Genomic DNA, 12,526 nt, shown 5'->3' with positions numbered 1-12,526 from the left:
GACTGCTGCTGGCTGCGTTGTTGAGCTTGGGCTGCGTCATTGCCCAAGGCGCTGGACGATTCACCGAGGTCGCTGGCCGAGACCTGCAATTGGCCGATCACCATGCGCAATTTGGCTGTGAACGCGTTGAAATATTGGGCCAGTTGCGTCACTTCATCGCGGCCATGGGTATCGAGGCTGCGTGTCAGGTCGCTCTCGCCGCTGGCGATATTGGCCATGGCGTTCACTGTTTCCTGCAGGGGACGCACAATGCTGCGGGCAATGAGGATCACGAGCAAGGCCATGATCGCTGCAATCACCAGGCCCACCAATGAGGCTTTCCACACCTGGCCGTAGAACTCGTCTTGCATGTCATCTATGTAGACGCCCGAGCCGATTACCCAGCCCCACGGCTCGAACAGCTTGACGTAGGATGTTTTCTCGACCGGCGCGCTGGCACCAGGCTTTGGCCAGCGATAGTTGACCATGCCGGCGCCCTTGCTCTTGGCCACCGCGACCATCTCGTTGAACAGGGCAAAGCCGTCCGGATCGCGGATCGCCGACAGGTTCTGGCCATCGAGTTTCGGATTGGCCGGGTGCATGACCATGACCGGTACCAGGTCGTTGATCCAGAAGTAATCGTCCTGGTCGTACCGCAGGCCACGAACCGCGGTCAGCGCCTGCTTCTGCGCCGCTTCGCGGGTCAGCACGCCGGTAGTCTCCAGGCCATGGTAATAGTTGAGGACACCGCTGGCGGTCTGCACCACGTGCCGGGTCTTCTGCGCCTTGGCGTGGTACAGGTCTGTGTGGATCTGCTTGAGCATCAATCCGCCCAGCGTCATCAGCATCATGACGGCCACAATCAGGATGAGCCACAGGCGGCGACTGATCGACATGGTGCGCAAGCTGTTCATAAGGCGGTTACTCCGGTTTCTTGTTCTTGTCATATAGGATCGCCAGCATTTCACCCCGGATGGCAGGCACGGGTTTGCAGTCAAGCCCAATACTTGGCAGCGTGAAACGGACTTGTCTGATAGGATTTCGGCCCCGCGCGCGAAAACCTGAATCCGGCATGAGCTTTCCACGCCAAGCCGTGGTTTAACCAGAGGTTCCAGCACGCGGCGCTACAGCCAGACTGACCGCAGTAAATGCATTGAAAATATTAACGGGGCATGCCGGCGCGCATCGCTTCTTGGGGGATTGATGGATCTTTGGACCGCCTTTCAGGCATTGATACTAGGCGTTGTAGAAGGGCTGACGGAGTTTCTGCCCATTTCCAGTACCGGACACCAGATTATCGTCGCGGACCTGCTCCACTTCGGTGGTGAGCGGGCCATGGCGTTCAATATCATCATCCAGCTCGGAGCGATCCTGGCGGTGGTGTGGGAATTTCGCCGCAAGATTCTCGACGTGGTCATCGGCTTGCCGACCCAGCCCAGCGCTCGACGCTTTACCGTCAACCTGTTGATCGCGTTCATGCCGGCGGTGGTATTGGGGGTGATTTTCGCCGACCTGATCCATCATTACCTGTTCAACGCAGTCACCGTGGCGTCCGCCTTGGTCATCGGCGGCATCATCATGTTGTGGGCCGAGCGCCGCGAGCATGAAGTGCATGCCGAGACCGTGGACGAAATCACCTGGAAAGATGCCTTGAAAGTCGGCTTTGCCCAGTGCCTGGCGATGATTCCTGGCACTTCGCGCTCGGGCTCGACCATCATCGGTGGCCTGCTGTTCGGCCTGTCACGCAAGACGGCTACCGAATTTTCGTTCTTCCTGGCCATGCCGACCATGGTCGGTGCCGCAGTGTATTCGGGCTATAAATACCGTGATCTGTTCGTCCCGGCGGATTTCCCGGTGTTTGCCGTCGGCTTCGTCACGGCGTTTATCTTCGCGATGATTGCGGTACGCGGGTTGCTCAAGTTCATCGCCAACCACAGCTATGCCGTGTTTGCCTGGTATCGCATCGCCTTCGGCCTGCTGATCCTGGCGACCTGGCAGTTCGGCTGGGTCGACTGGACCGCGGCCAAGCCATGATCGACCGCAGCGCGCGCCCCGCAAGGATTCAGAATCCACGACTCAAGTCGCTGGTGTTCGCCTTGGTGTGTGCGCTGCCGTTGGCCGGCTCGATGTTGATGTGGTTGCAGGGGATATCGTTGATTCCCCTGTCGGCCTACGGCATCGTCAGCGTGCTGGCGTTCTTCCTTTATTGGAGCGACAAGCGCAAGGCCCGTACCGAGCGCTGGCGTACCCCGGAGAATGTCCTGCACGCCGTGGAACTGGCCGGTGGCTGGCCTGGCGCTTTGGTGGCGCAGCAAGTGTTCCGGCACAAGACCCGCAAGGTTTCCTATCAGGTCCTGTTTTGGGCCATCGTGCTGTTGCACCAGGTGTTCTGGATCGACCAACTGTTCCTCGGCGCCCATCTGTTCGCCCTGTTCTAGAGCAGCAGTCCCACCTGGGTCCGTTTGGGCAGCTTGCTCGCCACCAACTGGTGGGAACGCTGCAATAAACCCTGCAGCTCTTCCGCGCCCAGAGGGTAGGGCACCTCCAGGATGATCCATTGGGCCCGAGCCAGATAAGGCGCCGGATGGATGCCAGGGCGGTCGCAGTGCCCCAGGAACAGGTCTTTGTCGACCTTGAACGCCAGGGAGTTACCGCGAAGTCCCTGCAGCGCAAACATCTTGTTTCCCGCGATCGAAAAAACCCGCACACCACCCCATTTGTAGTCTTCCCTGGCACCCGGCAATGCCAGGCAAAACTGCGCCACAGCGGCTTCGCTCATTCGTGCAGTGCTCATAACAGGCGCTCCCCGCGGGCGGTGAATGACTCAACCAGATGATCGATCCAGGTGCGTACCGCCTGCAGCCAGCCCCCAAGTAATGACCAGTCAGGCAGCAACTGCACCAGCGGCAAAACTATAAATGCCGTAACTGATTGATCCAAATTAGAAATTTCGATTTTCATGCTGGCAATCGTCAAAAGCGTACGCTCCTTTTGACAAAGCGGCTATCACGCTAAGAAGGGCAAGAGGTCAGGGCTGGAAAGCCGCAAGGTACTCAGCAATGGGAACTCCCACCATCACCTGCGATAATGCGTTCTGAACCCAGCCACCGGGCGAATCACTCCGTGTACGACTTCAATGATTTGTATTTCTTCGTCCAGGTTGTCGACCACAACGGATTCACCAGCGCGAGTAAAAAACTCGACATCCCCAAATCGAAGCTAAGCCGGCGTATCGCATCTCTGGAGGAGCGGCTTGGTGTACGCCTGATCCAGCGGTCAACCAGAAAGTTTACGGTCACAGAGATCGGCCAAGACTACTACCGTCATTGTGTAGCGATGCTCGTAGAGGCTGACGCGGCGGAGCAAGTGGTCGAGCATTCACGCTCCGAACCTCAAGGAATCGTGCGTATCAGTTGTCCACCTGCGTTAGGCGCCATGGGTGTGAGCGACATTATTGCGGAATTCATGGTGCTGCACCCCAAAGTCCAGGTGCACATAGACAGCACAAATCGCAGGGTTGATGTGCTGGGTGAGGGGTATGACATCGCGCTGAGAGTGCGTTTCCCGCCATTGGAAGACGACAACCTTGTGATGCGAGTACTAGGCGATAGCCACCAAAAGCTGGTTGCGCGGCCTTCCTTGATAGAAGGGTTGAAGCTCGAAACCCCAAATGACTTGGCGAGCTTGCCTAGCATGGATCTAGGACCACCAAACCGTGAGCACAGGTGGACCTTTTTAGGCACGAAAGAATATCGAATCGAGGTGGTTCACGCGCCCAGATTTGTCACCTCGGATCTTGATGCGTTACACCGCGCTGCAATACAAGGGGTAGGGGTCGTACAACTACCCGAAATCATGGTGCGGCACGCCATACATGATGGGCTATTGGTGGAGGTACTACCTGAGTTTGTGCTGCGTAGCGGGCTCATCCATGCGGTCTTCCCGTCCCGAAGAGGGCTGCTACCTTCAGTCCGCGGTCTGATTGATAAATTAGCTATGGATTTTGGCGCTAACGCCGAGGCGGACCGGGTCGCTTGTGAGAGAGCAGGAAAAGAACATCCGGCTACGCGGTAGTCATTCCGCGCCTCACTCTCCCAGGTGCTTCACCGTATATTTCCTTGAATTTTTTGCTGAAAGCCGCTTGGGATTGATACCCGACTTGGGCGGCAATGTCGCTCAGCCCCAAATGGGAATGGCTTAGCAGGTTGAACGCTAACTCCATGCGGACTTGGGTCAATAATACCCAAGGCGAAACTCCAGCCACCCGTACGAAGGCTCGCATAAACGTTGCGCGAGACATGCTGGCGGTTTCAGCGAGACCGTCAACGGTCCACTCGTGCGCAGGATCAGCCAGCATGGACTGCCAAGCGCGGCCCAGCCGTTTATCAGACAGCAATGCCAAGGTGCCGGTGTGCTGACCGTGGCTCGCAATGTGTGCACGCAGGATCAATGTGAACAGCGCTTGGGACAAAGCATCGAGCAAGTAATGTGCGCCCACCTGATCGCTATCTGCTTCACCTCGCAACATTTCGACAAGCGCCGGCAGGGGGGCACTTTTAGGGAGGGCAGCACTTGGAATCACAAGGTGTTCGGGGAGCGCCGCGAATAACATCGACGTTCGATTGTAGTGAAAGCCTCCGCAAAGCATGTCTAGATCAGCACTAACATCTCCAATCCGATAGAGCGGCAGGGGCGCATTGGAAATCAGCCTTGGTGTGCTGGACTCAGCCGTTTTTCCAATGCTACGCATGACGTGCGGTGCACCACGAGGCAGAAGCAAAATATCCCCTGCTCGCATGGGCAGGCGTTGCCCGTCCGGAAACTCAACCCGACACTCTCCCTCCAACACAATGTGATAGGGCGCTTTGCCTAATATTTCTTGCTCGTGATCCCGTGCCCAATCGCCCTGAAACTGACACCGCAAATCCAGGCTGCCTCGGACGTTAGCCAGGCTGATGAGCTTATCGATAGAATTCATTTGAGAGCTTCGCATAAAAAATTGAGCGGATCGGACAAACTGACATCTCTCAGGGAGGGAAAACTAAGCCTGTCGAAACACTACACCAACTTCCTCAGGAGTCATGCGATGTTCAACAACTGGTCCGAAATGCTACCTACCATCCAGAAGGCCTTCGGCGGGCTTGGAAAGAGCAACCCTAAAATGGTGAAGGCTTACCTCGCTCTTGGAGAGGCCTGCGCGGAGAACGATGTGCTGGATGCCAAAACCCGGGAGTTGATTTCGATCGCGGTAGCTGTCACCACCCGCTGTGATGGTTGCATCGCTGCCCACGCGGACGCGGCGATCAAAGCAGGAGCAAGTCGTGAAGAAGTGGCGGCGGCATTAGCGACCGCAATCTCGCTCAACGCCGGCGCTGCTTACATCTATTCGTTGCGGACGTTGGAGGCGTATGACTCGCTGAAGAAATAGATCATTCGTACGCACGCGTGTGGCCTCGGTACTGCAAGGTATCGAGGCTTTTTTACACCTGCAAGATCCTCATCAGCATCTTGAGACGATCAATCAATAATTTGAGCAAGGCGCACAAAATCGGCGTTCGGATTCACCTCAGACTATCTCCACATTCAAACATTTGGAGAAGTCTCATGCTCACATCTTTTACTGCCTGGCTCCGATTTATCAGCAAAGTCGACACCTTCGCAACGTCTCTCATGCGATTGGCTATCGCCATCGTTTTTCTATGGATCGGAGCGCTGAAATTCGTTCCATATGAAGCCGACAGCATCACACCTTTTGTTGCCAATAGCCCTGTCATGTCTTTCTTCTATGAACACCCCGAAGGATACAAAGCGCACCTCACTCACGAAGGTGAGTTGAACGCGGACAAGCGCGCCTGGCAAACCGAAAACAACACCTACGGTTTTTCGACCGGACTCGGGATCGTCGAAATCCTGATTGGCCTGCTCGTGCTGTCAAATTCAGTCTCGAGACGTACCGGCCTGTTGGGCGGGGCCCTGGCCTTCGGTACACCGCTGGTGACGCTTAGCTTTTTGATTACCACACCCGAAGCCTGGGTGGGTGCTCTCGGTGATGCGCAACACGGCTTCCCTTATCTGTCGGGCGCCGGGCGCCTGGTGCTTAAAGATTTACTGATGCTAGCCGGCTCCCTACCCGTGATGGCTGAATCCGCACGTCAATTGCTCCGCGAACGCTGCGCGTTATCACTTCAACCGACACTTGGAAAACCGTGATGAGAATCCTGATTGCTTTACTCCTGACTGTCGTTGCCGGCTCCGCGTTCGCTACCGAGGGCGCCGAGACTGCACGTACAGGCGTTCCACTGGACGTTGCTAGAACTCTCAGCATCACTCACACCTCCTTCGCTTGCGGTAAGTGAGCATCCGTTACACGACCGGATGCTCGTTCAACGATGAAGCGGCTTATCATAAAGCCGCGACTTGTTGTCATTTGGCGTTGGCTGCTTTTTCAATCAGGTTGGCAACGACTTTCGGGTTGGACACCATCACAACGTGCGACGCGCCTTTGACCGCGACGGTCTGTTTGGAGTGTGCCCGCTCAGCCATAAAGGCCTGTGCTTGTGCCGGGATGTTCTTATCAGCGTCGCCGTAGACAAACCAGGAAGGAATGGTTTTCCAGGCCGGTTCGGTCGATGCTTCATTCAGCGCCGCCACTGTTACGGGACGTTGAGTCGCAGCCATCAATTTGGCGTCCGCATTGGAAACGTCAGCAGCGAACTGGTGGTGGAATTTGTCTTGCTGGATATACAGATCCTTGCCGCCGTCAGCCAAGGCTACTGGAGGAGCGAGAGTAGGGCCCAGCGTGCCACCCGGGAAACGTCCGGATAACTCTGCGGTGGATTCACCCGCTTCAGGTGCAATGGCTGCAACGAACACCAGCGCTTTGACATTGGTGTTGCCGTAAGCGGCTTCGGAGATGACCGGACCACCATACGAATGACCTACCAGCACAATGGGCGTTTTGACGCTAGCGAGCACGTCGGCCACTGCTTGGGCGTCTCCTTTGAGGGAGCGCAGCGGGTTCGAGGCTGCGATCACTGGATAGCCATCTTTTTCCAGAATTTTGACGACGCCATTCCAACTGCTGGAATCAGCGAAAGCCCCGTGAACCAACACGACAGTCGGTTTGACCGGCGCAGCCATTGCTGCGGTGGCTGTCATCATCGCAGCTGCGAGGGCCAGACCTGAGAATAACTTGTTCATCTAGTGTTCCTGTGTGTGAAGAAGGTTGACGCAGTTCCACCAATTTGTGCCGGGTACAGAACTAGCCCTCCCTCTTGGGTGAGCACGTAGTCAGTCTGTGCAACGATTCAGAATCTTCTTTGCATCATGAAGACAAATAATCGTCATCAGGTTGATGCCTCTGTGGCCGGTTGCAAATCAATGCACTGCGTGGCCCATGGTCTGCCCTGAACAACACCGGGAGAACGACCAAAAAAGACAATCTTCTGTTCCGTTTTCTGAAATGGCCGCGACCGTACCCACGTCGACACTCATGCGTAAGCGATCTCATGCTGCGTATCGCCCTGGGTCTTTTGGGCGGAAAGGTTGGATGCGTGTTCACAAGGCTCTATCAACATTGTTTCATCCTGCACAATTAAGCCATGACATCTCTGCCCATTCTCTAAGGCGCCTTTGTTGGAGAAACTGATCCCATAAGCGATCAACCGCTGGAGTTGTCGCAGCGTTCTCCATAACTGGGAGATTCCAATGTTTGGCACTACTCAATCCTGCCCTGGTGGCTCCTGTCCGGATACTTCAATCGTGCTTCATCGTGAGCACGAAGCGGGCTTTTTGCTTCCCCAGTTCATGGGAGCCTTGGCAAGTGAGACCAGCGGATTAGGCATGGCTGATATGTGCCAATCGCAATCAGGCCAAGGTTTGTTTCCGAGGCTTTGCGCCTCACTGATGCATTCGCTCCGGTCCTTATTCCTCAAATGAAACTGGACAGCCAGGTGCTGTGCATTCCCTACAGAGAACTGAAATGAGCTACGACTTCGATCTATTTGTCATTGGTGCCGGCTCGGGTGGAGTGCGTGCTGCACGGTTTGCAGCAGGATTTGGTGCAAAAGTAGCGGTTGCCGAAAGTCGATACTTAGGCGGCACGTGTGTGAATGTCGGCTGCGTTCCAAAAAAGTTGTTGGTTTACGGTGCCCATTTTGCTGATGACTTCGAACAGGCCGAAAGCTTCGGCTGGACAGCGGGCAAGGCGAATTTCGACTGGCCATTGCTTATTGCGAACAAGAACCGTGAGATCGATCGTCTCAATGGCATCTACCGTGAGCTTTTGATTAACAGCGGCGTCACGTTGCTCGAAGGCCACGCGCGATTAGCCGATGCGAACCACGTCGATATAAACGGCCAGCGTTTCAGCGCTGAGCGGATTTTGATTGCGACTGGCGGGTGGCCGCAGATTCCGGAGATTCCGGGACATGAATATGCGATCACTTCGAATGAAGCGTTCTTCCTGAAAGAGCTGCCCAAGCGAATCCTGGTGGTCGGAGGAGGTTACATTGCCGTGGAATTCGCTGGCATTTTCAACGGGCTGGGAGCCGATACCCGGCTGCTATATCGAGGCGATCTGTTTTTGCGAGGATTCGATCAATCAGTGCGTATTCATTTGGCAGAGGAACTGACCAAGCGCGGTCTGCGGTTAGATTTCAACACTGACATTATCCAAATTGATAAGCAGGCCAATGGAAGCTTGCTCGCGACGCTAAAGGATGGTACGCAACTGGAAACTGACAGCATCTTCTACGCCACTGGTCGCAGGCCAATGCTCGATAACCTGGGGCTGGAAAATACCCGCGTGGAATTTAACGAGGCTGGCTACATTGACGTGAATGAGCACTTCGAAACTCGCGAGCCGTCCATTTTGGCTCTGGGTGACGTTATTGGCGGTGTCCAATTGACACCCGTTGCGACAGCAGAGGGCATGGCGGTTGCCCGTCGATTGTTCAAACCTGAGCAGTATCGCCCGGTCGACTATCGCCATATTCCAACTGCGGTGTTCAGCCAGCCAAATATTGGTACGGTAGGCCTCACCGAGGAGCAAGCGATTGAGCAAGGCCACAAAGTGGTGGTGTTCGAGAGCCGGTTCCGACCCATGAAATTGACGCTCACCGAGTCGCCAGAACAGACGCTGATGAAGCTGGTAGTGGACGCAGAATCTGATCGAGTATTGGGATGCCACATGGTCGGTCCGGACGCGGGGGATATCATTCAAGGCTTGGCGATTGCTCTTAAGGCGGGTGCCACCAAACGACTTTTTGATGACACGATTGGCGTTCATCCAACCTCCGCAGAAGAGTTCGTTACCCTCCGTACGGCGGTGAGTAGCAGGTGACGGGGGATGGCGATTCCCTTTTTGCCCTTAGCGCCATCCTCTCAGGAGATGGCGTATTTGCCGTCTGCCGTCGTATGACACTGATCGATTTAAAGGTTAAGCGATAGGAGTGAGCAGGAACATAAAGCGCGCCCTGATCTGATCAGGATGCGCCTATTTCATTTTTGCTTGATCAGGAATTTTCGAGTGAGATTCGCGACATCTTCCAGCCGGGTGTCCATAACAAAATGTCCGCCGTCGAGGATCGCAATCTCAGCATTGGGCAAATCCCGGTGAAAAGCTTCAGCTCCTGCAACGGTAAAGGCCAAATCATGCTTGCCCCAGACAACCAATGTGGGCAGCTGATGTTCACGCAGCCATTTCTGCCACGCCGGGTATGCATCCAGGTTAGTGCGATAGTCGTAAATCAGCTCCATTTGAATCGCACCTTCACCGGGGCGGTTGAGGAATGCCACTTCGTCTTGCCATAAATCGGGGTTGTACGCTGTGACGTCTGGATCGCTGCCGACATGCCGCTGTCGTGTTACGTCCAGGGATAAATGAGCAGCCTGAAACTTGGCCTCATAGGCATTGCGATCAGCCCAGTAGGCTTTGCGGCTGTCCCACATCTTGCCCAAACCTTCTGCATAGACATTGCCATTTTGGAACACCATCGAGGTTATGGCTTCCGGTCTCGCCATCGCTAATCGCATACCGACGGGAGCGCCGTAGTCTTGCATAAACAGGCTGTATCGTTTGAGCCCGACTGCATCTGTAAAGTGCTCCATCACCTTCGCGAGGTGATCAAATGTGTAGACGAACTTGTCTGGTGGGGGCGCATCGCTGTTACCGAAGCCTGGGTAGTCCGGAGCAATGAGGTGGAAACGGTTGCCCAATTGCTTCATGAGGTCGTCGTACATACGAGACGAGCTGGGCACTCCATGAAGGAGTAACACGGAGGGGGCGCTGGGGTCGCCAATTTCTCGATAGGCAATATTTACGCCATCGACTGTCACTTGGCGATACTGCATTTTTGGCGTTTCCCCTTGGGCGTGTCCGAAGCCCAAAAGCAAAGTCAGAACTGGAAAGCAGAGGTATTTAAGTAAGGGCATCACCGGTACTCCAGTGGGTGCAGCGCTAATCTGCGGAGAAATCTGGTCAGCGCGCTGATGTTGTTTTGCGCTGTATCCAATACTCGATAAACCGCTGAGTCTGAGGAATGACTAAACGAGACAATGCGGTATTTCACCTGATGAAAGAATCATGAGGGCGGATGTTGCCGACACAGGGCTGGCCATCTTCGCGGTAGCGGTGATCACGAAAGTCCCATTGCATTTTGGGAGGCTCGGTTGAGAATAATAGGCTGATACCTGCTCGGCCAATTGCTGCCCAACGGTCAGATATACACTGCCTTACGAACCCAATCTTTCGGTGATCCAATGCTTCTAAGACATTTGCGGTATCTGTTGGCAGTAGCTGACCACGGTGGCTTTACCCGGGCCGCAGAAGTCCTTCATGTGTCTCAGCCGACATTGTCGCAGCAGATCCGGCAGCTGGAAGAAACGCTTGGCGTCAGCCTTTTTGACCGAACGTCCCGGACTGTCAAACCCACAGATGCTGGACTAGCCTACATCGAATGCGCCCGGCGCGTACTGGTGGAGCTGGCGGCGGGTAAACGGGCGTTGCACGATGTGAAAGACCTGTCCCGTGGCACGTTAAGGCTCGCCATGGCCCCAACGTTCATGGCGTACGTTTTGGGTCCTTTAGTGCGTGATTACATCTCCCAATTCCCGAACATTCGCTTAGAGATCTTCGAGCTGTCGATGGGCGATATCGAAACGAGGTTGGTCGATGATTCGCTGGATATAGCTGTGGCATTTGACCAAGTGAGAAACGCCGATATCGAATCAATCCCGGCCTTTGTCGAGACACTTGGTCTGATGGTTGGGCGCGCTCACCCACTCTATGACTGCCAGGATGCACTCACGACGGACCAGTTAGCTCAACTGGATTTTGCTTTGCTGACCCCTGACTTCGCTACGCGCATTTGTATCGATGAGTACTTCGCCAAGACGAAAATCACGCCCAAGGTGACGATTCAGGTCAACTCCGTGAACACGTTGCTTGAAGTCATCCGAAACACCGCGGTCGCCACCATTCTTCCTGAACCCATTGCCACGCAGGATCGTGCTTTGCACAAGCTGGCCTTGCTGGACAAGGCGCCTCAACGTGGCGTTTCGGTTCTGAGGCGAAAAAATAACTACCACAGTGCAGCATCGGTCGCGTTCATGAATTTGATGCTTGGATCCGCGGCAGTGGACCGAGAATAGAGTGCTGACCATTACGCCCAGTGAAATGCTGGATTGTAAATAATGGTAATTCCTCTGTTTGGTAGCGAAGAGCAAGATGACTCCATCGACACGATCACCGGGTCGAACCCAAAAACAACCGGAGTACGTCATGTCCCAACAACCCATCAAACTTTATCGTCACCCACTGTCTGGTCACGCGCATCGTGTCGAATTGATGCTCTCACTGCTCGGCCAGCCAACAGAGTTGATATTTGTGGATCTGATGAAGGGCGCGCACAAACTGCCGGAATTCCTGGCGCTCAACAGCTTCGGCCAAGTACCGGTGATCGATGATAACGGCACCGTTTTAGCTGACTCGAACGCCATTCTGGTCTATCTCGCAACTAAATACGGCAACGGTGAGTGGCTGCCGAGTGATCCCGTAGCGCAAGCAAAAGTACAACGCTGGTTGTCAGTTGCCGCCGGGCAGATCAACTCAGGCCCCGCTACCGCCCGACTGATCACTGTGTTCGGTGCCGGCTACAATGCGCAGGATGCGATCAGCAAGTCTCACACCCTGCTGACGGTGATGGAGCAAGAGCTGGGTAAAAGTAAATTCCTGGCTGGCGACAAACCGACCGTTGCAGATGTAGCAGCCTACACCTACGTCTCCCACGCCCCAGAAGGTAATGTTGCACTGACTGACTATCCTAACGTTCGTGCTTGGTTGAGCAGTATTGAGGCATTGCCAAATTTCGTAGGTATGCAGCGTACTGCCAAGGGCTTGCAGCAAGCTTGATACTACTGTCGGAGCTACCCGGGGAAAAATTCCGGGTAGGCTTCGCTAACTCAACTACGATCTCTTCGAATTTTTGCCTGTTGCACCATTCATCTGGATAGGGTTTGCACCAGTCGCTCCAGGCGACACTTTTTT

At 54.9% G+C, this 12,526-nt stretch carries 12 protein-coding genes and 2 pseudogenes; 8 read left to right on the top strand and 6 right to left on the bottom strand.

The window, feature by feature from the left end; genetic code table 11:
* Positions 1–116: 116 nt before the first annotated feature.
* Positions 117–803, bottom strand: a pseudogene (locus tag AAEZ05_RS30655) (cache domain-containing protein); the annotation flags it as partial.
* A gap of 379 nt (positions 804–1,182) precedes the next feature.
* Here AAEZ05_RS30655 and AAEZ05_RS05890 point away from each other — a divergent pair.
* Entirely contained in the window at positions 1,183–2,013 is an 831-nt protein-coding gene (locus AAEZ05_RS05890; RefSeq protein ID WP_045061133.1) for an undecaprenyl-diphosphate phosphatase, read from the top strand.
* The gene (locus AAEZ05_RS05885) at positions 2,010–2,417 is read left to right on the top strand and encodes a DUF1294 domain-containing protein (protein ID WP_205893902.1); all 408 of its coding nucleotides are present in this window, start codon (positions 2,010–2,012) and stop codon (positions 2,415–2,417) included. Before AAEZ05_RS05890 ends, AAEZ05_RS05885 begins: the two co-directional genes overlap by 4 nt.
* Here AAEZ05_RS05885 and AAEZ05_RS05880 read toward each other — a convergent pair.
* Complete coding sequence (locus AAEZ05_RS05880) at positions 2,414–2,773, bottom strand: MmcQ/YjbR family DNA-binding protein (protein WP_045061135.1); 360 nt, start codon at positions 2,771–2,773, stop codon at positions 2,414–2,416. The genes AAEZ05_RS05885 and AAEZ05_RS05880 overlap by 4 nt on opposite strands.
* Positions 2,770–2,883, bottom strand: a pseudogene (locus AAEZ05_RS05875) (LysR family transcriptional regulator); the annotation flags it as partial. The gene AAEZ05_RS05880 and the pseudogene AAEZ05_RS05875, both read right to left, overlap by 4 nt.
* 219 nt (positions 2,884–3,102) lie before the next feature.
* Between AAEZ05_RS05875 and AAEZ05_RS05870 the strand changes: the two are divergent.
* Entirely contained in the window at positions 3,103–4,053 is a 951-nt protein-coding gene (locus AAEZ05_RS05870; protein WP_045061172.1) for a LysR substrate-binding domain-containing protein, read from the top strand.
* On the opposite strand, the gene AAEZ05_RS05865 is transcribed toward AAEZ05_RS05870, so the two are convergent.
* The gene (locus AAEZ05_RS05865; RefSeq protein ID WP_350601045.1) at positions 4,043–4,957 is read right to left on the bottom strand and encodes an AraC family transcriptional regulator; all 915 of its coding nucleotides are present in this window, start codon (positions 4,955–4,957) and stop codon (positions 4,043–4,045) included. The genes AAEZ05_RS05870 and AAEZ05_RS05865 overlap by 11 nt on opposite strands.
* Before the next feature lie 108 nt (positions 4,958–5,065).
* On the opposite strand from AAEZ05_RS05865, the gene AAEZ05_RS05860 reads away from it, so the two are divergent.
* On the top strand, positions 5,066–5,407 hold the full coding sequence (locus AAEZ05_RS05860) for a carboxymuconolactone decarboxylase family protein (RefSeq protein WP_045061138.1): 342 nt from the start codon (positions 5,066–5,068) through the stop codon (positions 5,405–5,407).
* Positions 5,408–5,583: 176 nt separating this feature from the next.
* Positions 5,584–6,189 carry a reactive chlorine resistance membrane protein RclC gene (gene rclC, locus AAEZ05_RS05855; protein WP_350646795.1) on the top strand — a complete coding sequence of 202 codons (606 nt, stop codon included), beginning with the start codon at positions 5,584–5,586 and terminating at the stop codon, positions 6,187–6,189.
* Between the two features lie 213 nt (positions 6,190–6,402).
* Here rclC and AAEZ05_RS05850 read toward each other — a convergent pair whose 3' ends face one another.
* Positions 6,403–7,179: an alpha/beta fold hydrolase gene (locus AAEZ05_RS05850; RefSeq protein ID WP_045061140.1), complete on the bottom strand. Its 777-nt coding sequence runs from the start codon at positions 7,177–7,179 to the stop codon at positions 6,403–6,405.
* Between the two features lie 781 nt (positions 7,180–7,960).
* Here AAEZ05_RS05850 and gorA point away from each other — a divergent pair.
* The gene (gorA, locus tag AAEZ05_RS05845; RefSeq protein ID WP_350646794.1) at positions 7,961–9,322 is read left to right on the top strand and encodes a glutathione-disulfide reductase; all 1,362 of its coding nucleotides are present in this window, start codon (positions 7,961–7,963) and stop codon (positions 9,320–9,322) included.
* Positions 9,323–9,480: 158 nt separating this feature from the next.
* On the opposite strand, the gene AAEZ05_RS05840 is transcribed toward gorA, so the two are convergent.
* Positions 9,481–10,413, bottom strand: coding sequence for an alpha/beta fold hydrolase (locus AAEZ05_RS05840; RefSeq protein WP_350600596.1), 933 nt, complete (start codon positions 10,411–10,413; stop codon positions 9,481–9,483).
* A gap of 327 nt (positions 10,414–10,740) precedes the next feature.
* Between AAEZ05_RS05840 and cynR the strand changes: the two genes are divergently transcribed.
* Positions 10,741–11,631, top strand: a complete 891-nt coding sequence (cynR, locus tag AAEZ05_RS05835) for a transcriptional regulator CynR (protein WP_350646793.1) — start codon at positions 10,741–10,743, stop codon at positions 11,629–11,631.
* Positions 11,632–11,761: 130 nt separating this feature from the next.
* Entirely contained in the window at positions 11,762–12,391 is a 630-nt protein-coding gene (locus tag AAEZ05_RS05830; RefSeq protein ID WP_045061144.1) for a glutathione S-transferase family protein, read from the top strand.
* The last annotated feature ends 135 nt before the right edge of the window (positions 12,392–12,526 follow it).

Origin of the sequence: Pseudomonas sp. HY13-MNA-CIBAN-0226, assembly GCF_040310305.1 — a bacterium.
Lineage (GTDB): Bacteria > Pseudomonadota > Gammaproteobacteria > Pseudomonadales > Pseudomonadaceae > Aquipseudomonas > Aquipseudomonas gregormendelii.
Note: the sequence above shows the minus strand (reverse complement) of the source record. Positions and strands in the feature narration are given on the sequence as shown.

What these genes read in the sequence shown, in the direction of transcription:
- AAEZ05_RS05865 (WP_350601045.1), bottom strand. Translation starts at nt 4,957, where the DNA reads ATGAATTCTATCGATAAGCTCATCAGCCTGGCTAACGTCCGAGGCAGC.
- cynR (WP_350646793.1), top strand. Translation starts at nt 10,741, where the DNA reads ATGCTTCTAAGACATTTGCGGTATCTGTTGGCAGTAGCTGACCACGGT.
- AAEZ05_RS05860 (WP_045061138.1), top strand. Translation starts at nt 5,066, where the DNA reads ATGTTCAACAACTGGTCCGAAATGCTACCTACCATCCAGAAGGCCTTC.
- AAEZ05_RS05830 (WP_045061144.1), top strand. Translation starts at nt 11,762, where the DNA reads ATGTCCCAACAACCCATCAAACTTTATCGTCACCCACTGTCTGGTCAC.
- gorA (WP_350646794.1), top strand. Translation starts at nt 7,961, where the DNA reads ATGAGCTACGACTTCGATCTATTTGTCATTGGTGCCGGCTCGGGTGGA.
- AAEZ05_RS05880 (WP_045061135.1), bottom strand. Translation starts at nt 2,773, where the DNA reads ATGAGCACTGCACGAATGAGCGAAGCCGCTGTGGCGCAGTTTTGCCTG.
- AAEZ05_RS05885 (WP_205893902.1), top strand. Translation starts at nt 2,010, where the DNA reads ATGATCGACCGCAGCGCGCGCCCCGCAAGGATTCAGAATCCACGACTC.
- AAEZ05_RS05890 (WP_045061133.1), top strand. Translation starts at nt 1,183, where the DNA reads ATGGATCTTTGGACCGCCTTTCAGGCATTGATACTAGGCGTTGTAGAA.
- AAEZ05_RS05850 (WP_045061140.1), bottom strand. Translation starts at nt 7,179, where the DNA reads ATGAACAAGTTATTCTCAGGTCTGGCCCTCGCAGCTGCGATGATGACA.
- rclC (WP_350646795.1), top strand. Translation starts at nt 5,584, where the DNA reads ATGCTCACATCTTTTACTGCCTGGCTCCGATTTATCAGCAAAGTCGAC.
- AAEZ05_RS05840 (WP_350600596.1), bottom strand. Translation starts at nt 10,413, where the DNA reads ATGCCCTTACTTAAATACCTCTGCTTTCCAGTTCTGACTTTGCTTTTG.